The organism is Polycladomyces zharkentensis (genome assembly GCF_016938855.1).
Lineage (GTDB): Bacteria > Bacillota > Bacilli > Thermoactinomycetales > JIR-001 > Polycladomyces > Polycladomyces zharkentensis.
In genome coordinates, this window is sequence record NZ_JAFHAP010000007.1 from 95748 (window position 1) to 115826 (window position 20079).

Annotated in this window: 21 protein-coding genes and 1 rRNA gene; 20 read left to right on the plus strand and 2 right to left on the minus strand. The window is 54.3% G+C overall.

The features are described from left to right. The first annotated feature begins 5 nt into the window (after nucleotides 1–5). The 16 genes from rpsK (at nucleotide 6) to JQC72_RS07230 (ending at nucleotide 15865) form a co-directional block, all read left to right on the plus strand. On the plus strand, nucleotides 6–404 hold the full coding sequence (gene rpsK / locus JQC72_RS07155; protein ID WP_205494219.1) for a 30S ribosomal protein S11: 399 nt from the start codon (nucleotides 6–8) through the stop codon (nucleotides 402–404). Nucleotides 405–578: 174 nt separating this feature from the next. Continuing rightward, nucleotides 579–1523 carry a DNA-directed RNA polymerase subunit alpha gene (locus tag JQC72_RS07160; protein ID WP_205494221.1) on the plus strand — a complete coding sequence of 315 codons (945 nt, stop codon included), beginning with the start codon at nucleotides 579–581 and terminating at the stop codon, nucleotides 1521–1523. 33 nt (nucleotides 1524–1556) lie between these two features. Continuing rightward, nucleotides 1557–1946, plus strand: a complete 390-nt coding sequence (gene rplQ, locus JQC72_RS07165; protein ID WP_205494223.1) for a 50S ribosomal protein L17 — start codon at nucleotides 1557–1559, stop codon at nucleotides 1944–1946. 95 nt (nucleotides 1947–2041) lie between these two features. Next, on the plus strand, nucleotides 2042–2935 hold the full coding sequence (locus tag JQC72_RS07170; RefSeq protein ID WP_205494225.1) for an energy-coupling factor transporter ATPase: 894 nt from the start codon (nucleotides 2042–2044) through the stop codon (nucleotides 2933–2935). After that, on the plus strand, nucleotides 2866–3741 hold the full coding sequence (locus tag JQC72_RS07175; RefSeq protein WP_205494227.1) for an energy-coupling factor transporter ATPase: 876 nt from the start codon (nucleotides 2866–2868) through the stop codon (nucleotides 3739–3741). The genes JQC72_RS07170 and JQC72_RS07175 overlap by 70 nt, the downstream gene beginning before the upstream one ends. Beyond that, nucleotides 3725–4534, plus strand: a complete 810-nt coding sequence (locus JQC72_RS07180; RefSeq protein ID WP_205494230.1) for an energy-coupling factor transporter transmembrane component T family protein — start codon at nucleotides 3725–3727, stop codon at nucleotides 4532–4534. Before JQC72_RS07175 ends, JQC72_RS07180 begins: the two co-directional genes overlap by 17 nt. Before the next feature lie 230 nt (nucleotides 4535–4764). Next, entirely contained in the window at nucleotides 4765–5520 is a 756-nt protein-coding gene (gene truA / locus JQC72_RS07185) for a tRNA pseudouridine(38-40) synthase TruA (RefSeq protein WP_205494231.1), read from the plus strand. Between the two features lie 685 nt (nucleotides 5521–6205). Continuing rightward, a complete protein-coding gene (rplM, locus tag JQC72_RS07190; protein WP_205494232.1) occupies nucleotides 6206–6643 on the plus strand; it encodes a 50S ribosomal protein L13 in 438 nt (145 codons plus the stop codon). Nucleotides 6644–6663: 20 nt separating this feature from the next. Further along, nucleotides 6664–7056 carry a 30S ribosomal protein S9 gene (gene rpsI / locus JQC72_RS07195; protein WP_205494233.1) on the plus strand — a complete coding sequence of 131 codons (393 nt, stop codon included), beginning with the start codon at nucleotides 6664–6666 and terminating at the stop codon, nucleotides 7054–7056. 229 nt (nucleotides 7057–7285) lie between these two features. After that, complete coding sequence (locus JQC72_RS07200) at nucleotides 7286–7804, plus strand: hypothetical protein (RefSeq protein ID WP_205494234.1); 519 nt, start codon at nucleotides 7286–7288, stop codon at nucleotides 7802–7804. Between the two features lie 64 nt (nucleotides 7805–7868). Beyond that, nucleotides 7869–8633: an N-acetylmuramoyl-L-alanine amidase CwlD gene (cwlD, locus tag JQC72_RS07205; protein ID WP_205494235.1), complete on the plus strand. Its 765-nt coding sequence runs from the start codon at nucleotides 7869–7871 to the stop codon at nucleotides 8631–8633. A 172-nt stretch (nucleotides 8634–8805) separates the two neighbouring features. Next, entirely contained in the window at nucleotides 8806–9915 is a 1110-nt protein-coding gene (gene salA, locus JQC72_RS07210; RefSeq protein WP_205494236.1) for an iron-sulfur carrier protein/transcriptional regulator SalA, read from the plus strand. A 255-nt stretch (nucleotides 9916–10170) separates the two neighbouring features. Next, nucleotides 10171–10851, plus strand: a complete 681-nt coding sequence (locus JQC72_RS07215; RefSeq protein ID WP_205494246.1) for an ABC transporter ATP-binding protein — start codon at nucleotides 10171–10173, stop codon at nucleotides 10849–10851. After that, nucleotides 10848–11636, plus strand: a complete 789-nt coding sequence (locus JQC72_RS07220; protein WP_205494248.1) for an ABC transporter permease — start codon at nucleotides 10848–10850, stop codon at nucleotides 11634–11636. Before JQC72_RS07215 ends, JQC72_RS07220 begins: the two co-directional genes overlap by 4 nt. Nucleotides 11637–12298: 662 nt before the next feature. Then, nucleotides 12299–13993: a cell wall-binding repeat-containing protein gene (locus JQC72_RS07225; RefSeq protein ID WP_205494250.1), complete on the plus strand. Its 1695-nt coding sequence runs from the start codon at nucleotides 12299–12301 to the stop codon at nucleotides 13991–13993. Nucleotides 13994–14146: 153 nt separating this feature from the next. Then, on the plus strand, nucleotides 14147–15865 hold the full coding sequence (locus JQC72_RS07230; RefSeq protein ID WP_205494253.1) for a cell wall-binding repeat-containing protein: 1719 nt from the start codon (nucleotides 14147–14149) through the stop codon (nucleotides 15863–15865). Between the two features lie 50 nt (nucleotides 15866–15915). Here JQC72_RS07230 and gerD read toward each other — a convergent pair whose 3' ends face one another. Beyond that, nucleotides 15916–16551: a spore germination lipoprotein GerD gene (gene gerD, locus JQC72_RS07235; protein ID WP_205494255.1), complete on the minus strand. Its 636-nt coding sequence runs from the start codon at nucleotides 16549–16551 to the stop codon at nucleotides 15916–15918. Between the two features lie 132 nt (nucleotides 16552–16683). Between gerD and JQC72_RS07240 the strand changes: the two genes are divergently transcribed. Beyond that, nucleotides 16684–17304, plus strand: a complete 621-nt coding sequence (locus JQC72_RS07240; RefSeq protein WP_205494257.1) for a KinB-signaling pathway activation protein — start codon at nucleotides 16684–16686, stop codon at nucleotides 17302–17304. 142 nt (nucleotides 17305–17446) lie between these two features. On the opposite strand, the gene pdaB is transcribed toward JQC72_RS07240, so the two are convergent. Then, nucleotides 17447–18211 carry a polysaccharide deacetylase family sporulation protein PdaB gene (pdaB, locus tag JQC72_RS07245; RefSeq protein WP_205494259.1) on the minus strand — a complete coding sequence of 255 codons (765 nt, stop codon included), beginning with the start codon at nucleotides 18209–18211 and terminating at the stop codon, nucleotides 17447–17449. Between the two features lie 128 nt (nucleotides 18212–18339). Here pdaB and JQC72_RS07250 point away from each other — a divergent pair, with 128 nt between their 5' ends. The 3 genes from JQC72_RS07250 to JQC72_RS07260 form a co-directional block, all read left to right on the plus strand. Continuing rightward, nucleotides 18340–18951: a stage II sporulation protein M gene (locus JQC72_RS07250; protein ID WP_205494260.1), complete on the plus strand. Its 612-nt coding sequence runs from the start codon at nucleotides 18340–18342 to the stop codon at nucleotides 18949–18951. A 12-nt stretch (nucleotides 18952–18963) separates the two neighbouring features. Beyond that, a complete protein-coding gene (locus JQC72_RS07255; protein WP_205494263.1) occupies nucleotides 18964–19380 on the plus strand; it encodes an OsmC family protein in 417 nt (138 codons plus the stop codon). Between the two features lie 615 nt (nucleotides 19381–19995). Beyond that, a 16S ribosomal RNA gene (locus JQC72_RS07260) occupies nucleotides 19996–20079 on the plus strand; the annotation flags it as partial.

Below are 20079 nucleotides of genomic sequence, written 5' to 3' on the forward strand. Positions count from 1 at the left end.
ATACCATGGCCAAGCGGAAAACCACCACTCAGCGCGTGAAACGTCGTGTGCGTAAAAACATTGAATCCGGTGTGGCGCACATCCGTTCGACGTTCAACAACACGATCATTACCATCACCGATCCGCGCGGCAACGCAGTGGCTTGGGCGAGCGCCGGTACGATGGGCTTCAAAGGCTCGCGCAAAAGCACCCCGTTTGCGGCGCAGATGGCTGCCGAATCAGCCGCGAAACAAGCGATGGAACAAGGGATGCGTACAGTGGAAGTATTGGTGAAAGGTCCGGGTGCGGGTCGGGAAGCGGCGATCCGTTCCTTGCAGGCGGCCGGATTGGAAGTCAGCCTGATCAAAGACGTGACGCCGATTCCGCACAACGGATGCCGTCCGCCGAAACGTCGTCGTGTCTGAGCGGATAGAAACCTTCCAGTCTCTGATTTGGTTTACCTTGCCAAAAATGTGTGTATACTGGATAGGACGGGAGGTAGTCTCTTGCCCTCCGGCGAATGAAAGAGGGTGAGAGAATTTGCCTACAGGTGCGATCTCACCCGGAACGTGACGTTCTGAAGGAGGGTTTCTAACCGTATGATTGAAATCGAAAAACCGAAAATCGAAGCCGTGGAAATGAGTGAAGATAACCGGTACGGCAAGTTTGTGGTGGAGCCCCTCGAACGGGGGTACGGCACCACGTTGGGTAACTCCCTCCGCCGCATTTTGCTGTCCTCCCTTCCGGGTGCGGCAGTCACCTCCATCCAGATCGACGGAGTCTTGCATGAGTTCTCTACCATTCCGGGTGTTGTCGAAGATACTACGGAGATCATTCTGAACCTGAAAAAGCTGGCATTGAAGATCCATTCGGACGAAGAAAAAGTGCTGGAGATCGATGTGGAAGGCGGCGGAGAAGTCAAAGCGGGCGACATTCGAGCTGACAGCGATGTCGAGGTGTTGAACCCGGATTTGCACATCGCCACGCTGGCCGATGACGGTCATTTGCGAATCCGGATGACTGCCAACCGTGGACGTGGATATGTTCCGGCGGACCGGAACAAAAAAGAAGATCAACCGATCGGTGTGATTCCGATCGATTCGATTTACACCCCGATCGAGCGGGTGAATTACAAAGTGGAGAATACGCGCGTGGGCCAAGTGACCAACTACGACAAGCTGACGCTGGAAGTGTGGACCAACGGCAGCTTGCGTCCGGATGAAGCGGTCAGCCTGGGCGCCAAGATTCTCACTGAACATCTGATGCTGTTCGTCGGCCTGACGGATGAAGCCAAAGAAGCCGAGATCATGGTAGAGAAAGAAGAAGACAAAAAAGAAAAAGTCATGGAAATGACCATCGAAGAGCTGGATCTGTCCGTCCGGTCTTACAACTGTCTGAAGCGGGCCGGCATCAACACCGTGCAAGAGCTGACGCAAAAAACGGAAGAAGACATGATGAAAGTACGGAACCTGGGGCGCAAGTCCCTGGAGGAAGTGCAGGAGAAACTGGCCGAACTGGGTCTCTCCTTGCGCAAAGAAGAGTAACCGACAACTTGGATCAAGGGGGAGGGATAACCCATGGCATACGCGAAACTGGGTCGTAATTCCGCGGCTCGTAAAGCGTTGTTCCGCGACCTCGTCACCGACCTGATCATCAATGAACGGATTGAAACCAGCGAAGCGAAAGCCAAAGAAGTGCGCTCCATCGTCGAAAAAATGATCACCCTGGCCAAACGCGGCGACTTGCACGCCCGTCGTCAAGCGGCGGCTTTCGTTCGCAAGCATCGTTCCCACACGGTGAAAGACGGGGCGGAAGTGACGCACGAAAAAGTGGACGCGGTGAAAAAGCTCTTTGACGAAATCGCGCCCCGTTATGCGGAACGACAAGGCGGATACACCCGTATCATCAAGATCGGACCGCGCCGCGGCGACGCCGCTCCGATGGTCTATCTGGAACTCGTCAAGTAATCTGGAACCAGCTCGTTGTTTTTGGATGAAAGGGAGAGGGCAGGATCGCTTTGGTCCTGAAATCTGCCCTTTTTTCTTTATGGAGGCATGGTGGCATGCGGCCCTTTATCGAGATGGAAGATGTGGGCTTCTACTATGAACCGGACCCGCCACCGAAAGACCGGTGGGTATTGAAAGAGGTGCGGCTTACCGTCGCCAAAGGGGAATACGTGGCGATTATGGGTCCCAACGGTTCGGGTAAATCGACCCTGGCCCGTCTGATGAACGGCTTGCTTCTGCCCAAGGAAGGCAGAGTGCAGGTCGACGGGTACAGCACCGATGACGAAATGCACCTTTGGCGAATACGGCAGAGAGTGGGTATGGTCTTTCAAAACCCGGACAACCAGTTGGTGGCCACCACGGTGCGGGACGAGATCGCCTTCGGGATGGAAAACCTCGGCGTTCCGCGTGAGGAGATGGTGCGCCGCATACCCGAAGTGTTGGCGCAAGTGGGCTTGGAAGGTATGGAGGAGTGGCCCCCGCACCTATTGTCCGGGGGCCAAAAGCAACGCCTTGCCATCGCTGCCGTACTGGCGATGCGACCAGAGGCTATTGTGTTGGATGAAGCGACGGCAATGCTGGATCCCGCAGGGCGGCAGAGTGTATTGGATATTTTGCATCGGATGCATCGGGAAGGAATGACCATCATCCACATTACACACTCAGCGAAAGAGGCGGCGCACGCCAAACGCCTGCTGATCATGGCGGACGGAGAAGTGAAGATGGACGGCACACCGGAAGAAGTGTTCCAAGATATTGACCGGTTGTCGGCGTGGGGACTCGAAGTTCCGCTGATGGCGGCATTACACCATCGGTTGACTCGGTTCGGGTTTGATTTGCCCGTATCGTGGACGGAGACGGAGAAATGGGTGGAAGCGGTATGCAGATCGATCTCAGGGGAGTCAGTTTCACTTACGGACGGGGAACACAGCAGGAAAAACAAGCCTTGAAACAACTGGATCTCCATGTGCCGGCCGGAACGCTGGCCGCGGTGATCGGTCCGACAGGCTCTGGAAAGTCCACGTTGGTCCAGCTGATCGGCGGTTTGCTCCGACCGGAGACAGGTACCATCCGTGTCGGGGAGACGGAAGTGAACGAACGGAGTCCCTCTCTGTCCTCGTTGCGCCGTCATGTGGGCATTGTCTTTCAATATCCCGAGCATCAATTGTTTGCGGATACGGTGGAAAATGACATCGCCTACGGTCCCCGCAACCGGGGCGTGCCGGAAGAAGAAATCCGCGACCGTGTGAGACGGGCAATGCATTGGGTGGGGCTGCCCGAATCATTGTCGGACCGTTCGCCGTTTCAGCTGAGCGGTGGACAGATGCGCCGGGTCGCGATCGCCGGCGTATTGGCCATGTTCCCGCAAGTCCTGATTTTGGACGAACCGACGGCGGGCCTCGATCCGGCAGGGAGAGAGGCTTTGTTGCAGCAGGTGGATCGATTGCGCCGCGAGCGGCGGATGACCGTACTGCTTGTTTCCCACAGCATGGAAGAGGTGGCCCGTTATGCCGAACACATATTTGTGTTGCATCAGGGCAGATGCGTGTTGCAGGGGCCGCCCGCCGACGTTTTTGCCGATGAAGGCCGATTGCGGGGATGGGGGTTGGACATTCCCGAGATCACCGCATTGATTCACCGGTTGAACCGCAAGCTGGCCCCGCCGCTTCCCCTGGATTGTTTCACGGCAGAGGTGTTGTCGCGGTTATTGGCGAACCGTCGCGGGGAGGGGGCGTCCGATGAACCCGTTCGGTAAGCCGATTATCGGGCAGTACATTCCGGGAGAATCTCCGGTTCACCGGATGGACCCCAGGGCCAAGCTGGTGTTTGTATTCGTTTATCTCACCGCGGTTTTCTGGGTGCGTGTTCCGGCAGCTTACTTGCTGTTTATCCTCGTCAACCTCATCGGCGTATCGTTGTCGGGTGTGTCCTGGCGGCTGCTCTTGCGCGGGATGAAGCCGATTTTGTGGCTGATTGCCGTTACGGCGCTGTTGCACGTTTTCCTGACCAAAGGCGGGGATCTGTGGTGGCAATGGGGACCGATCAGCATCCATGAACAAGGCGTCAAACAGGCGGTTTGGATGTCTGTGCGGTTCCTGCTGCTGATCACGATGGCCACGTTGCTCACGTTGACCACGACGCCCGTGGATTTGACCGAAGGGATGGAGCGGCTGATGAAACCGCTCAAACGGATCGGCGTACCCGTCCATGAACTGGCACTGATGATGTCGATCGCGCTCCGGTTCATCCCGACATTGTGGGAAGAGGCGGAGAAAATCATGCGGGCACAGATGGCCCGCGGTGCCGATTTTGAATCGGGCGGGATGCTGGGACGTGCCAAAAGTTTCATCCCTGTCCTGATTCCCCTCTTTGTCTCCGCGCTCAAGCGGGCGGAAGATCTGGCGATGGCGATGGAAGCGCGGGCATACCGGGGAGGGGAGGGACGCACTCGGTTGCGGGAATTGCGATTTTCGCGGCTGGACTGGGCATTGTGGGCGGTGATGGGCGGACTGATCATCGGCGTATGGGTGTTGGGACGTGTCGGATGAAACCGCAAGGGAGCAACGCTTTCCCGGTGTGAAAATCCAATACCCGGAAAGCACAGGAATGGAATCGCGGGTCATTTCCCTGTGAGCGAAGCGTACTTGCCGCATCCTGCGCCCCGAACCGGCGCGTCATGATCTGCTTCCGCAACGGGTACAGGTGAAGCAACCGGAAAACCATCTGGGGCCATCATGGATCAGACACAATCGAGAGTCCGGCTGAAAGGGGTGTGAACGTGCGCAAGATCAAATTGACGGTCGCTTACGACGGCACCGATTTTCACGGGTTCCAGCGCCAGCCTGGTAAGCGGACGGTGCAGGGCACTTTGGAAGATGCCATCTCGCGTTTGAACGGTACCGAAACCCGTGTGACGGGGGCGGGGCGCACCGACGCCGGCGTTCATGCGTGGGGACAGGTGTGTCACTTTGAAACGGAAAATCCCATGCCCGTCGAACGATGGGTCACCGTGCTCAACCAGTCGCTTCCCAGGGATTTGGCCATCCGTTTGGCCGAGGAGGTGGCACCGACCTTCCATGCGCGCAAAGACGCCTGCTGGAAAACCTATCGGTACGTCATCGACCGTTCCCCGGTACCGGACATATTCACGCGCCGGTATGCCACCCATCTTCCCGTATCATTGGATGTACGGCGGATGCGGTTCGCCGCCGACCAATTGGTGGGAACGCACGACTTCACCTCGTTTTCTTCTGCCAAATCGCCAGTGGAAGATCGGGTTCGTACCATTTACCGTTGCGAGATTCACGAACAAGGCGACAAACTGCTGATCGAGGTGACCGGAAACGGGTTTTTGTACAACATGGTCCGAATCATCGCCGGGACACTGGTGGAAGTGGGGATGGGCAAACGAACCCCGGAATCGATTTCCCGTGCCTTGGCCGTCAAGGATCGTTCCGCTGCGGGCAAAACCATGCCGCCGGAAGGGTTGACGATGGTCGAGGTGGGCTATGAACCGTGGGAGGGAGTCGAATAGGGTGTGTCTGATGAAACCGTAATGGGGCAATGTTTTCCCGGACGGGCGATCGAACAAGCCCGACCGAGCGAAAAACCGGGAAGCGCAGGAATGGAATCGCGGACAAATTTCTCTCAGCGAAGCGCACTTTGCCCGCGTTCAGTATTACGGGTTTGAAGCGGTCATGGCTTGCTTCCTTGTGGGCGCAGGTGGAGCGAGCAGGGAACGTAATGTGGACAGCAAACCAAACACACCCTGGGGCAACCGACTGAGTCTTGATCCGGAAGAAAGGAGTCGCTCATCTTGCAAGATAAGCCGTTTCAGTAAGATCCATAACATCGCTTTCTCTGAATAAAATACGCATCAGTTCCGGATCGCCTAAAAACAACTCATGAACCAGCGCATGGATATCATATCATCCATTTGTAAATCCCACTTCAGCCAATATACTCCACCATGTGTCCGACCTTTGAAAGCGTATGTGTTTCACAAGTGATGCTCATCCGGGAAAAAGGGGTTTCATCAATCCAAATACTCCGGGATGATCAAGGACGCTCCTTGACATTGACCCCGATTTGATATATTATGGTCGTTGGTATTTTCCACTGAATAGCCCCGGTGGAAACAATTCGGCGCGAACGTTTTGGATATATTATCTGCAAACTGTGACGGACGATCAATCGTCTGCAATCGAGGAGGATCATCGATGCGAACCACATATATGGCCAAACCGAATGAGGTGGAGCGGAAATGGTATGTGGTCGACGCGAAGGGGAAACCCCTTGGCCGGGTCGCTTCCCAAGTCGCGGCGATTTTGCGCGGGAAGCACAAACCGCAATTCACCCCTCACGTTGACACCGGCGATTTCGTCATCGTGATCAACGCGAGCGAAGTGGAATTGACCGGTAAAAAAGCGACCAAGAAAATCTACTATCGCCACTCCGGTTACCCCGGTGGATTGAAAGCGACCACTGCCGGCGACATGCGGAACAACCGTCCGGAACGGATGATCGAGCTGGCCGTCAAAGGCATGCTGCCCAAAAACAGCTTGGGACGGAAGCAGTTCAAAAAACTGAAAGTCTATGCAGGACCGGAACATCCCCATCAGGCGCAAAATCCTGAAGTGTGGGAGCTTCGCGGATAATCTAAAGGAGGGAACCGATCGTGGCACAAGTCCAATTTTACGGAACCGGTCGCCGCAAGGAATCGGTCGCCCGCGTTCGGCTGGTTCCCGGTGACGGCCGCATCGTGGTCAACGGCCGCGACTTGGACCAATATTTCGGCTTGGAAACGTTGAAAGCCATCGTACGTCAACCGTTGGTGTTGACCGATACCTTGAACCGTTACGACGTGTTGGTGAACGTGCATGGGGGCGGCTTCACCGGTCAGGCGGGTGCGATTCGTCACGGCATCGCCCGTGCGCTGTTGAAAGTGGATCCGGATCTTCGCCCGACCCTGAAAAAGGCCGGCTTCCTGACGCGTGACCCGCGGATGAAAGAACGGAAGAAATACGGCTTGAAAAAAGCCCGCCGTGCTCCGCAATTCTCCAAACGGTAATCGGCAGGATCACACACCCTCGCCTGTGCAGGCGGGGGTTTTTTGTTGCCTCATACAGGGTGATCAGTCGTTGTGCGCATGAAGGATCGTAAACCGAGGAAACACTAAGCTTGTGCTCCAGGTGCGTCTGGTGCGCAGACCCCAGGAATGGGCGGCCTGTTTCCCACGAGCGATCTTTTAGCAGCGGGAGGAAACGGGTTTAACCGGACAAACGGGAGATATACGCTGGATGATGGTTGACGGTTGGAGATTGGAGATAGGAAACGGAGATGGCCATATGGCGCGCGTCATTCCCATCGAACGGTTGCAGGCGGCCCGGACGGAACGCCTTCGACAGGAAGCATTGGAAGGTTTTCCGTGGGATCGAATGGACCGGTTTATGGACAAAGTCATGATTCCCACGCTGGTGTACTTGCCGGAAGAACGTCAGATTCCGGTTTGCGAAGCATTGTATCGGCTTGCGTATGAAGCATTTTTGCTGGGGATTACAGCGAGTCGGTCCATTTTTTACGACCGGTGTCCCCCTCGCTTTTCCAGCCGCCCCATGGCCTGGGTGGGGATTTACGATGAAGTGTATGAACATCGGGGAAATGAACTGATCCAATCCATTGCAGAAGAGTTCAGCTTGTCTCTCATATTGTCCGACTGGGCGGTCGAATCGGTCTGGATCGCGATGGAAGCCATGGTGCCTGAGTGGTTTTCACTCGGTGTCCATCACGGCTTGTCCCGACGCCTGGAAAAACGATAACATATCCACCCCGCTCGTCCCATATACATGGGGACAGGATCAATCGCGAAAAGGGCGGGATCTTATGCGGGAATCATGGTGGTGGATATTGCTGAGGCGCCAGATCATCGGCAGGCGCTCAGGCAGGTGGTTGGCGCTTGTCGTGTTGTCTTTTGTCGTGGCGATCGGGTTGTACATGTGGACGGACTCGGGTTTCCGTACAGCGTGGAACATGCCGCTGGCGGGAAAGGTGATCGTGTTGGACCCGGGTCACGGCGGTCCTGATGGCGGGGCCGTCAGTGCAGACGGGCTGGTGGAGAAAGATGTGACCTTGCCGATCGTCCTTTATTTGCGGGACTATTTACAGGAAGCGGGTGCCCTTGTCGTATTGACACGGGAAGTTGACCGCGATTTGGCCGATGAAGGCACCAAAGGATTGAGCCGTCGCAAAACGCAGGATTTGTTCGCGCGGGCCAGGTTGATCAAAAGCAGTCGGGCTGACGCGTTGATCAGCATCCATCTCAATGCGATTCCTTCTTCCCGTTGGTCGGGGGCACAGACGTTTTATCATCCCAGCAGGGAGGCCAACAAACGATTGGCCACTTGGATTCAGAAAGAATTAACCCACAAGCTGGGCAATACCACCCGATTACCCAAACAAAACGGCGGGGTTTTCCTGTTGAAAACTTCGCCGGTACCGGCCGCATTGGTCGAGGTCGGTTTTTTGTCCAATCCCCGGGAGGCAGCGATGCTGAGGGATGAAGGATATCAAAAAAAGCTGGCGGCTGCCATCTATTACGGGATTCTCCGGTTCTATTCGGGTGAACGCTTACCGGATGAGGAACGATAGTGTGATATAATGGCATTGAAGACTGGAGACTGCTGACCAAGTGGTTGGGCCACACACGATGTCAGGAGCGGGTGAACCCGTCGAGTTTGGAGCTTGAGAGGCAATCGAAATGCCCGCTGATGTTGTCATCCACCTGAATAAAAACTGAATGAATATTGGGGTGTTGTCATCGATGTTGACCGAAGAGAGAGTGTTGGATGCCCTACGCGATGTGAAAGACCCCGAAATCAACAAGAGCTTGGTTGAGCTCAACATGATTCGCAATATTCGCATCCAGGGGAAAAAAGTGTCACTGGATGTGATTTTGACCATCCAAGGATGTCCGCTCAAGGAAAGAATCCGTGAAGATGTGGTACAGTCCATCCAGGCGTTGGGCGCGGAGGATGTGGACGTACGTTTCGGTTCCATGACCGATGAAGAGCGTTCCTCTCTTTCCGCCCGTTTGCAAGCTGAGCGCAGGGGACCGTCGGCCGCGGGCGGACCGATGCCGGGACAACCGATTTCACCGCTCTTGGCGGAGGATTCTCCGACCCGGTTTATTGCTGTGGCCAGCGGGAAAGGGGGCGTCGGTAAATCGACGGTCACCGTCAACCTCGCTGTCGCCTTGGCTCGTGAAGGAAAAAAAGTGGGGATCATTGATGCCGACATTTACGGGTTCAGTGTTCCGGATATGATGGGGATCGAACAGCGCCCCACTGTGATCGACAAAACGATTTTGCCGGTGGAGCGCTTCGGAGTCAAGGTGATGTCGATGGGCTTCTTCGTACAGGACAATTCGCCCGTCATCTGGCGCGGTCCCATGTTGGGCAAAATGTTGCGCAACTTTTTCACTGAGGTGCACTGGGGTGAACTGGACTACATGCTGTTGGACCTGCCGCCCGGAACCGGGGATGTCGCCTTGGACGTGCACCAATTGATCCCGCAAAGTTCGGAGATCATCGTCACGACGCCCCATGCGACTGCCGCATTCGTTGCCGCCCGCGCAGGAGCGATGGCGTTGCACACCAAGCACGAAATCCTGGGTGTGGTGGAGAACATGTCGTGGTACGCGTGTTCCGAGTGTGGTCACCGGGATTATGTGTTCGGGAAAGGCGGCGGGGAAAAATTGGCGCAGGAACTGCGTACGGAATTGTTGGTGCAGATCCCGTTGGGAGCACCGGACAATGATATGGACGCGCCCGATTTTGCACCTTCCGTTTACCGGCCGGAAACGGAAACAGGGAAACTGTACCGCCAATTGGCACAAAAGGTGATTCGCCTGACGGAAGTAACCACTGCATGACGGAAAAATAATATCGGGAAAGAAATGGACGATCCGGGTACAGAATAATCATGATCAGCGGGCGAGCCTTTGAATGAAAGCGTTTAGGTCGTGTCGGGTGAATCTTTCTCTTTCCGGGTCTTGGCTCGGCCGGGGTTGGTAAGCCGCTCGTCACTACCTGGAAGAACAGAAAAGAACCATACAGTCGTTCAATGACTTGAGGCAAACAGTCTTCACCGGGTTTACCGGTGCTTTTTTTGTGAAGGGAGGATGACGATGGGAGAAGCGCCGCTCATCCAATTACATGATGTAGTCAAAATATACCGGACAACCGAGGGGGAGTGGCGTCCCCTCGACGGAGTGACCGCCTCGATTAATGCCGGTCAGATGATTGCCGTCATGGGGCCTTCCGGCACGGGGAAAAGCACGTTGTTCCGCTTGCTGAACCGTTTGGAGGAGCCGGATCGGGGAAGCATCACCTATCGGGGGAAACCCTTGACCGAGTGGCACCCCGTTCGGCTTCGCCGGGAGGTTCATTATGTGTTTCAAACGCCTGTACTGTTTCCCGGAACGGTGGAAGACAATCTGTCCTATCCCTACAACTTGGCGGGAGAGAGGGTGAACCGGAAGGAATTGGTGCGTTTGTTGGAGCGGGTGGGCTTGCCCGCAGCGTATCTGTCGCGGCGGGTGGAACAGATGTCGGGTGGAGAAAAACAGCGGGTCAACCTGGCGCGGTCTTTGGCATTGGACTCCCCGGTACTGCTGATGGATGAGCCTACTTCCGCACTGGACCCGAAAGGGGCATCAGTGGTGGAACAGGAGATCTGCCGCTTGCACAAGGAAGGAAGAACCATTGTCTGGATCACGCATGATCCGCAACAGGCCGAGCGAATCGCAGAGGAAATCTGGGTTCTGGAAAACGGCCAACTGCGGCGGAAGGAGCGGGTGAAGACGTGACAGCGACGGCAACATTATGGACACTGGCATTTGTATTGGTGGCGATGGGTTTCTCGCTATGGTTGCGGCTGGGTCTGGAACGCGATCTTGTCATCGGGACGATTCGCGCTGCCATTCAGTTGACCGCCGTCGGGTATGTGCTGCATTTCGTTTTCAGCCGACAGAGTGCCTATTGGATGGTGTTGATGTGGACGGTGATGATCGTGGTCGCCGCTCGCAATTCAGCGACCCGCGGCAAGGGAATTCCCCGGATTTTCTTGCGCATTTTCTTTACATTGTCCGTGGTTACCGGGTTCACCCTGCTGATGATGGTCTGGATGAAACTGATACCGGTCAAAGCACAAGTTTTGATTCCCGTCAGCGGGATGGTCATCGGCAACAGTATGGTGGTTTCGTCCCTGTTGCTCAATCGGATGAAAGAACTGTCCGAATCCATGCGCGAGGAAATTCTGGTCGCATTGTCGCTCGGTGCCACACGCCGCCAGGCCAGTGCGCGTCTGTTGAAGCGTTCGATTCGTTCCGGCATGATCCCGATCATCGACTCGTTGAAAACCGTCGGCCTGGTACAGTTGCCGGGAATGATGACCGGATTGATCATTGCGGGTACCAATCCGATCGAAGCGGTACGATACCAGTTGCTGATCATGTTTTCATTCACTGCTTCTTCTGCGTTGACCAGCATTTTGTTGGGGTTTCTCGTCTATCCGACATTGTTCACGCCGGCTCACCAATGGATCGGGTGGCGTGAACGGGAGACGACCTGGGACGGGTTGGGAGGTGACTGATAAAGCCCGTTTGTCCGGGTGAACAAGGCCCCCTCTCATTCCGTAATGGAAACGCTTGAAGGTCGCTTCCGAGAAACAGACCATCTTTTTCCGGTTTTACGAAATGGCTGTCCTGAAAGCCCACGGCGACCATAGGAATTACCCTTGAGGTATTTGAATCGTGGGAAGTAAGACAGCTTTGCCCGTTATCCCTCATCGGGCTGTGCCCATCCTACTGGTAGTAGGATTTTGTACGTCATGGCAGGAGGTTCTGGTGGCGTAGATTTCCCATCAGGTATAACCTTGAGCGTGAGTAAAGGAAAATGAGCGCTACTGGTAATACCACGGGCACTTCCGTTGGTCGCAGGTACGCCGCTCTGGCGATACATGCAGCGTTATTTGTAAAACTGCTTGGGACGGGGTGATGACACACCCCAAAACTTGGGCATTGTCCAAAGCGGAAACGGACTGCGGACGCGAAACGACCCAAGAATCCTATGTCTTGGGCTCACATCTGATCTGCTGTTTTGTAAATAATCTCCTTAAAATCCATTATTTCCACCAAAAATAAAATCATTTTCTGGGACTTTAGGCCCATTACTTCAAGGACCCCACGATTTATAATGAGTATCGCTCGGGTCCTGTTTTTTGTTACTTCTTAGGGGTTGAAAGGAGAGGTCTGTTTGCCGAACAAAGCGATTAAGTTGGTTTCTTCCGTATTGTCGTTGGCACTGGTATCCACCATCGCACTGTCGCCTGCCGCCCATGCCGAAGGACGGTCCGGCGTGGCTTCCACTCAATCGGGGTTGAAAAAACAAGTTTGGGAGCAACGTTTGCAGGAGGCGATTCGGGACCATGCCACTGAGCTGAAGCAGGCCCGTGCTTCGTCGACCCAATCGGGTAACGTACGGGCGATGGATGTGGCCGCGGTGGACTATCAAAACCGGCTGGATGTGTACACATCCCATGAATACTTTTTCAGCGTGAGCAACGGCGGTACGCTGGAAGTGAAGGATCTCGCCCCCAGTGAATGGCTGGATTACGAGATCTATGATGCGTATACGGGAGAACCGGTGGAAGGCAACCAGTTGGCTGCGGGAGATTATGTGTTTGCAGTGTACAGCATTTCCGACACACCGGTGAGCTATCATTACCAACTGAGCGGTGTGACGTTCAGCAACGCCCCGACCCAATTGCCTTCTCTCTCCGTCACCAATCCGAGCGGTCATGAAACCCGGCTGGCCAAGGGAACGACCAGCTATACGTTCAACGGCAGTTCCGATGCCGACAGTTTGGACGTATATCCGAACGACGAAGAGCCGGTCAGCCTGACGGCACCCGGTACCTTCTCCTACGGCATGCGTTTGAACGGAGGCTGGAATTCCGCCGATTTTTACGCGATGCATGCCAACGGCAACGCAGTGATGTCTCATTACGATTTGCTGGTGCCCACCCTGAAACGCCTGGCGGGAGCGGATCGATATGAGGTATCAGCCAACATCAGCAAGGAACTGGAGCAAATCGGTCTGTATCCGGATACGATTGTGATCGCCCGTGGCGATCTGTTCACGGACGCGTTGTCCGGAGGTCCGCTGGCGGCTCAGGAAGCGGCTCCGATTTTGCTGACGTCAACCAGTTCGCTTCCCGGCTCCATCCAATCGGAAATTCAACGGCTTCATCCGCGCAGAGCCATCATCCTTGGCGGAACGGGGTCCGTTTCCACTACGGTGGAAAGCCAGCTGAAGTCGATGGGTGTCAGCGAGATTGAGCGTATTGCCGGGAGCGACCGTTTCGCCGTGTCGGCCGCTGTGGCTGCCAAAGTGGCGAGCCCGTACCAAGACACCGCCATTGTGGCGAGCGGGCTGAACTTCCCGGATGCGCTGTCATCCTCCAGCTTGGCGGGTCAGTTGGGCATGCCGATTTTGCTGGTGGGAACGGATAAAGTGCCGGCTTCTATCACTTCGTTCATCCAAAGTCACCCGAATATCAAACATTTCATCATCGTCGGCGGGCCGGCGACGGTATCTGACAACGTGAAAAACGAATTGAGCAAATACGGCACCGTGGAACGCATCAGCGGCGCCAACCGTTATCAGGTAGCCATCAATGTGGCCAAATACGGTATGGAACATTACGACATGGATCTGACCACGATGGTGTTTGCCCGCGGGGATGTCTTTGCCGATGCACTGTCAGGTGGTCCGTTGGCGGTATTCACCGGTGCCCCCATCATGTTAACCACCTCGACCAAGTTGGAGTCCAATGTGGAGGCATTCCTTTCCGAACACCGCGGGGAAACTGATCAAATGTACATTTTGGGCGGATACGGATCGGTATCGTCCACGACGGAACAACAATTGTCCAGTTATCTCAATTGAGCGAGCAACTCTCGCATCACCGGCCATACTGGCCGGTGGTTTTTTATGCCGAAAGTCGTATTTTAGGTCTTTTGACTCATTACAAATGCCCTTTCACCCATTAAAATGGAGTTGCAGTTGAAATTTGGAAAATCGGAGAGGAGTTCGGTGGCGTTGTCGAATGCGCGTCGAATTTCGGTTTTGCTCGTGGTGGTGTTGGTGGTTGCGCTTGTCGGTACGGGATTTTCGGCACCTTTTGCGGACGCGGCAAAACAGGTCGTCGGGAAACAGCCGACGGTCCAGAAAGGCAAGGTATTGATCAAAAAGCAACTGTTGCTCCATCAATGGAAAGCAGCCAAGCAGAATCAGCGTTTCCGCATCATGATGAACAGGGTGGACAAGCATCTCGCCAAATCGCAAACAGTTGAAAACGAGGCGCTGTTCCAAGGGCAAATCGACTTTTTCACTGTTCACCAGCATGCGTTTCAAACGGACGGAGGTACAGTACATGTGGAGTTGTCACCATCCGACGACTCAGTAGGGTACATGATTGTCCCGATGGACCCCGATGATAACAACGTCTACCTTGACGGTGACAATCTGCCTGCCGGGGCGTACGGTTTGGTCGTCTTCGGCGGCAGTGGGGAAATCCCTGTCGATTATTCGGTGAAGCTCACCGGAATCCCCTTCACGTACATCTCCCAAAAGCTGCCGCAATGGAATGTGACCAGCCCGGACAAAAGTTTCTATCGGATGGACAAGACGGATCAGAAACTGACGGTGAAAGCCGGTACAGACGCGCCGATGGCCGTGCTGTTCGTCAATGACGATGAGCCTTTGGAGCTGACCGATCCGCAAAACGTTCAGCAGGATGTCTACTTGCAATTGGGATTCAACACCATGTCATTGATGGCACTGAACCATGACGGCAGTGCGTTATGGAAGGGGTTCCATGTGATCAAACCGGGCTTGAAACGCATGGGTGGAAAAGACCGGTTTGAAGTGTCAGCCAACATCAGCAAGGAAATCAGCCACCGTTTCTACCGTCCGTCCACTGTTGTGCTGGCGCGTGGGGATGTGTTCACCGACGCTTTGTCAGGAGTACCTTTGGCCGTTTCATTGGAAGGGGCTCCGATTCTGTTGACCAACTCCAATGGGCTGCCCGCTGCCATCAAGGAGGAGATCAAGCGACTGGCTCCCGAAAGGGCAGTAATTCTGGGTGGCACCGGTTCCATTTCCACTTCTGTGGAAACACAGTTGAAACAACTGGGTATTCAAGATGTGGAGCGCATTTCCGGTTCCGATCGGTTTGCCGTTTCGGCAGCCGTAAGTTCCAAAGTGGCTGAGATCGGATCGGATACCGCGATCGTCGTAAGCGGAACCGTTTTTTCCGATGCCATGAGCAGTTCCAGTGTGGCGGGCTGGGGCGGCATGCCCATTCTGCTGACGCTCAAAGATCAACTGCCCGCCCCCATTAAAACCTTCATCGCCAAAAACCCGCAGATTGAAAACTTCATCATCGTCGGTGGGCCAGGTACCGTTTCCGATCAGGTAAAAGCCCAATTGCTTCAAGCTCGTCCCAGTGCGTCAGTGGAACGAATAGGCGGTGCGGACCGCTATGAGGTGGGGGTCAATGTCATCCATTACTTCGGCTTGCCGTCGTTCGCATTAACTTTTGCCCGCGGCGACCTGTTTAGCGATGCGCTGTCCGGAGCACCGCTGGCCGCCAATATGGGTGCGCCGATTCTGTTGACACCGTTGTCCAAGCTGGATCCCAAGGTGCAACGGTATCTGGATGTCAACGAAGGCAATACCGATGTGGTGTACATTTTCGGTGGATCGGCCTCGGTTTCCGATCAGGTGGCCAAACAATTATACGGGTATATTCCGTAAGAAATGTTTCACACCCCGACAATCGTCTGGTCGGGGTGTGTTTTTGTTACTTACTGACCACCTTGCCCTTGACCGCCTTGTCCTTGACCACCGCCGCCTTGTTGTCCGCCTTGACCACCCCCGCCTTGTCCGCCTTTTTGCTGAGCTTGTTTCACCGCCTCTTGCAGGAGTTTCATGAATTTCTCCTTGAAGCTGGGGGTTTGCAGGGCGTCTTCCATTACCTTCATGGTTTCTTTACGGTATTGCTGGCTTTTCATCAATTGCAGGACATTTTTCTCAAACTGCGGATCTTTCATGATATCGAGCATCAACTGTTGGTATTGAGGATCTTTCATCAGTTGCTTCATCAGGTTTTTCTGCTCGTTTTCCACTGTTTTGAACAGGTTTTTCGCCACTTCCGGCTTTTTCAACAGCGATTCCAATTCCTTTTTCGCATTGGGGTCTGTGAAGGATTTGGCCACCGCCGTTTCCAAATCCTTTTGCGTAAAGACCATATCCTTTTTGAATTCGGGGTCCTTCATCACTTCCTGCAGCGCTTTCTTTCCCTCTTTGGTGTGAAGGACATCCACCACCATTTGTTTCATCTGCTGATAGTCCGGTCCTTGCGTCTCTTCCGGCTTTTGAGCGGGGCTGCAGCCCGCCGTCGCCAAGATCGCCAGACCGGTCAGAAAGGCTAGGTACCGCATGTTTCGCCCCCGTTTCCATTTGCTCATACCGTTAATATGGATGAAAATCGCCTCGATTATGCCGACTGGCCAAAGGCGTTCTCCATTTGGTACAATCCAGTTGCAGTGAGTGAAACGGGGAGCGACGAAACAATGACGCTACGAAAATGGTTTTATCTGTTTTGGACGACGATGGCGTTGGGTGCGGTCGGTGCCGTCGTGGTGGGCGCGCTACTCAATGGGGTGACGGGATCGCTCGGTTTGGACATCAAAAAACAACTGTTTGCCGGTCTGATGTTTGCAGCAGTGGCAGAACTGGGATTTTTCGCTTACCTGATGTTCAACTGGCTGGGGAACGGATTTTTCCGCAATCCGTTTTGGTTCCGATTGGTACAAGTGTTGCTGATGATTTTGGTGTTAGTTGATCTGGCTTATCTGCGCATTGTGAAATTCGGAACAATCGGCGGGATTTGGCCTCAGTTGGGGCTGCCGATCAGTGTGCTGATCCTTGCATGGATTGTAGCCTGTGTCAAAGTCCGCATGACGAATCGGACCGCCTTTGTACCGACGCTCTTTTTCATGGTGGTTGCCACTGCCATGGAAGCAGGGCCCTCGTTGAAACAAGCGCCCCTTGTGATGGTGTTTTTCATGGTTCTCACATTGATGGTGTGCAATGCCTGGCAGATTTTGCAGCTGCACCGGTTGGTAGCGCCGGACCGGAAAACGGAGAGAAAAGGGCTGAGGACAGTCAATTCCCGGGAAGATGCTCAGTAAAAGGGATTGATCCATAAACCCTCGTGAGGGACGAGCGGTGTCATTGAAGAGTGAAAGCCATCTCCCGGCTGACGCGTTATGAAGCGGGGTGGGAGACGGCTTTTCTTAAAATGGCACGGCAGTTTCAAAGGACGGCAGGTTGTCATTCCACTGCTTTGGTGTCCGTTTTGGCACCGGCGATCAATTCGGAGACAGTGACGAATTTATATCCTTTGGACTTCAATCCATCGATGATCTGCGGCAGGGCTTCATGGGTCTGTTTGCAGGAATCGCTCGCATGCATGAGGATGATGTCTCCGGGATGAGCCTTAGCTAAAACCCGGCTGATGATTTTTTGTGTGCCGGGGTTCATCCAGTCCAGGGAATCCGTATCCCACTGGATCGTCGTATACCCCAGGCTGTTCGCAATGCGCAGGACGCGTTTGTCGAAGTCGCCGTTGGGGAACCGGATCAGATTTGGCTCTTTTCCCGTCACTTTGCTGAGAATCTGGTGCGCCTTTGTGATTTGTGTGCGGATCTGTGCATCGCTGTACTGACTGTAATTGTCGTGACGGTGGCCGTGGGAGCCGATTTCATATCCGGCATCCACGATGCGTTTGACAATGTCGGGATGACTTTCCGCCCAAGGGGACGACAGGAAGAAAGTCGCCTTTTTCACCCCTTTTTGTTCCAATACATCCAAAATGGGACCTGCTCGTTCTTCCCCCCAGCTGATGTCAAACGTCAAGGCAATTTCCTTCTTCTCCGTATCCACGCTGTAAACAGCTGACGGTCCGGTATCGAACGGCAGAAACACTTGAATGTGTTGATGGTCGGCATAATAAATTCCCAGGGCAAAAAGAAGGGCGACCACGGCGATGAAATATCGTTTCAGCTGTTTGCCGGACAAGATCCAGAAGAAGTTCATCCCTCCACCTCCTTGCTGTACGGATTGGGAAACCTGTCCTTTGTCCCATACTTAAATGTATGGAAGGACGAGCTTCGATATGATCAAAAATGGGACAGATTCATCCCGGCGGAAAGGGGAAAGTGGACATGGTACGATTGATGCGGGCGTTGCGGGAGGAACGCCGATGGATTGCGGCGGCAGGGTTATTGTTTCTGATCAGTGCGGTATTGGGTTATTTCAATGCCCGGTCCCTGGATGAGACGCTGCGAGCCGCCGGTGTATGGGAGCGATTGGAACGCGCCGTTTCGGTGATTCGTGCGGACCCTACCTTCCTGAAGGCTTTTACGTTGATTTATTGGAACAACGTCAAAGCGGTGCTGACCATGATGGGACTGGGCATATTTCTCGGTGTGTTTCCCTTGATGGCGTTGGTTTCCAACGGGACGATGCTGGGTGTGGTGTTGGCCAAAACGGCCCAAAAAACGGGTGCGAACCCTTTGTGGCTGTTGATGACAACGATTTTGCCGCACGGGATTCTGGAATTGCCCGCCGCGATTGTCGGTGCCGCCTACGGTATGCGTTTGGGAATGATGGCCGCATGGGGTGTCTGGGGCTTGGTAACCGGCGGTCACAGGGAAGTGGTCCGCCATTGGCGACGGTTGTTGGAACGGATTCCGATCGTGGTTGTGGGGATTTTACTCTTTTTGCTGGCGGCCGCAGCTGTTGAAAGCATCTTGATTACCATCGTAGCGAAATGAGGTGACTGTTGGATGAAGGTGAATGTGGAATGGAAGGAAAACATGCATTTTGAATCCCATACTCCGTCCGGCCATACGTTTTCCATCGATGCCGCACCGGAGGTGGGTGGCGAAAACAAAGGGCCTCGTCCGACCGAGTTGCTGCTTGCGGGTGTGGGAGCGTGTTCGGGTATCGATATCGTGGAGATTTTGCGGAAAATGCGCCTGGATGTGAAAACATTCGATATGGAAGTATCGGGAAAACGGGCGGAAGATCATCCGAGACGGTTTACCCACGTTCATGTTCATTATCGGTTGACCGGCGAGTTGCCCGTGGACAAAGTGCGTCGGGCGGTGGAGCTGTCCCGTGACAAATATTGTTCCGTCGCCCAGTCATTGAATGCCCGGATCACAACGTCATTTGAAATCAATGGGGAAACATATGAATGAGACCCGATTGTTGTTTGTCATCGTGAGCGTGTCAGACCAGGGCGTATCTGGTGAATGTGTGAGGAGCAAATGCTTTTCCAGGTAAGCGAAGACCGAATCCAGCCGAGCGAAGTCCCGGAGCAGGAATGAAATCGCGGGCAACCTCTCTAAGGAAGCGTACTTTGCCCGCGTCCTGCGTACCGTGCCGGAGCAGCGATAACCTGTTTCTTTGCAGGGGGTAAGTGGAACGATCCGGGGAAGCCATTGGACAGTATTCGGCAGACAGGTTCTCATTGTGATGGGGGAACAAGGGGTCCCCGATGAACATGCTTGCTCTTAATGTTGGGGGAAAAGGAATCAAAATTCCGGTGAAAAAAGATGAAAAAAGGTGTTGACAATCACTTGGTCACCCTTTATACTAAATCTCGTTCGCTTCGCAATGATGCATTTGAGAGAGGCGGACAAAAAAACCTCGAAAAAAAGTGTTGACAAGATGAATCGAAAGTGATAAGATTGATCTTGTCGCCGCGCGGGAGCGCGGGAGGATGAAAAACGAGATTGCAAGAGGCAATCAAGTGGCGTTCCTTGAAAACTGAAGAGTGGAGGAAGGACTCGTCAGTTCTTCTTGAGGATACTTTTTAGGAGAGTTTGATCCTGGCTCAGGATGAACGCTGGCGGCGTGCCTAATACATGCAAGTCGAGCGGGTGAAGCCGACCGAT

Excerpts from the sequence above, each read along its gene's own strand:
- rpsK (WP_205494219.1), top strand. The coding sequence starts at position 6 with ATGGCCAAGCGGAAAACCACCACTCAGCGCGTGAAACGTCGTGTGCGT.
- JQC72_RS07160 (WP_205494221.1), top strand. The coding sequence starts at position 579 with ATGATTGAAATCGAAAAACCGAAAATCGAAGCCGTGGAAATGAGTGAA.
- rplQ (WP_205494223.1), top strand. The coding sequence starts at position 1,557 with ATGGCATACGCGAAACTGGGTCGTAATTCCGCGGCTCGTAAAGCGTTG.
- JQC72_RS07170 (WP_205494225.1), top strand. The coding sequence starts at position 2,042 with ATGCGGCCCTTTATCGAGATGGAAGATGTGGGCTTCTACTATGAACCG.
- JQC72_RS07175 (WP_205494227.1), top strand. The coding sequence starts at position 2,866 with ATGCAGATCGATCTCAGGGGAGTCAGTTTCACTTACGGACGGGGAACA.
- JQC72_RS07180 (WP_205494230.1), top strand. The coding sequence starts at position 3,725 with ATGAACCCGTTCGGTAAGCCGATTATCGGGCAGTACATTCCGGGAGAA.
- rplM (WP_205494232.1), top strand. The coding sequence starts at position 6,206 with ATGCGAACCACATATATGGCCAAACCGAATGAGGTGGAGCGGAAATGG.
- JQC72_RS07200 (WP_205494234.1), top strand. The coding sequence starts at position 7,286 with ATGATGGTTGACGGTTGGAGATTGGAGATAGGAAACGGAGATGGCCAT.
- cwlD (WP_205494235.1), top strand. The coding sequence starts at position 7,869 with ATGCGGGAATCATGGTGGTGGATATTGCTGAGGCGCCAGATCATCGGC.
- salA (WP_205494236.1), top strand. The coding sequence starts at position 8,806 with ATGTTGACCGAAGAGAGAGTGTTGGATGCCCTACGCGATGTGAAAGAC.
- JQC72_RS07215 (WP_205494246.1), top strand. The coding sequence starts at position 10,171 with ATGGGAGAAGCGCCGCTCATCCAATTACATGATGTAGTCAAAATATAC.
- gerD (WP_205494255.1), bottom strand. The coding sequence starts at position 16,551 with ATGCGGTACCTAGCCTTTCTGACCGGTCTGGCGATCTTGGCGACGGCG.
- JQC72_RS07240 (WP_205494257.1), top strand. The coding sequence starts at position 16,684 with ATGACGCTACGAAAATGGTTTTATCTGTTTTGGACGACGATGGCGTTG.
- pdaB (WP_205494259.1), bottom strand. The coding sequence starts at position 18,211 with ATGAACTTCTTCTGGATCTTGTCCGGCAAACAGCTGAAACGATATTTC.
- JQC72_RS07250 (WP_205494260.1), top strand. The coding sequence starts at position 18,340 with ATGGTACGATTGATGCGGGCGTTGCGGGAGGAACGCCGATGGATTGCG.
- JQC72_RS07255 (WP_205494263.1), top strand. The coding sequence starts at position 18,964 with ATGAAGGTGAATGTGGAATGGAAGGAAAACATGCATTTTGAATCCCAT.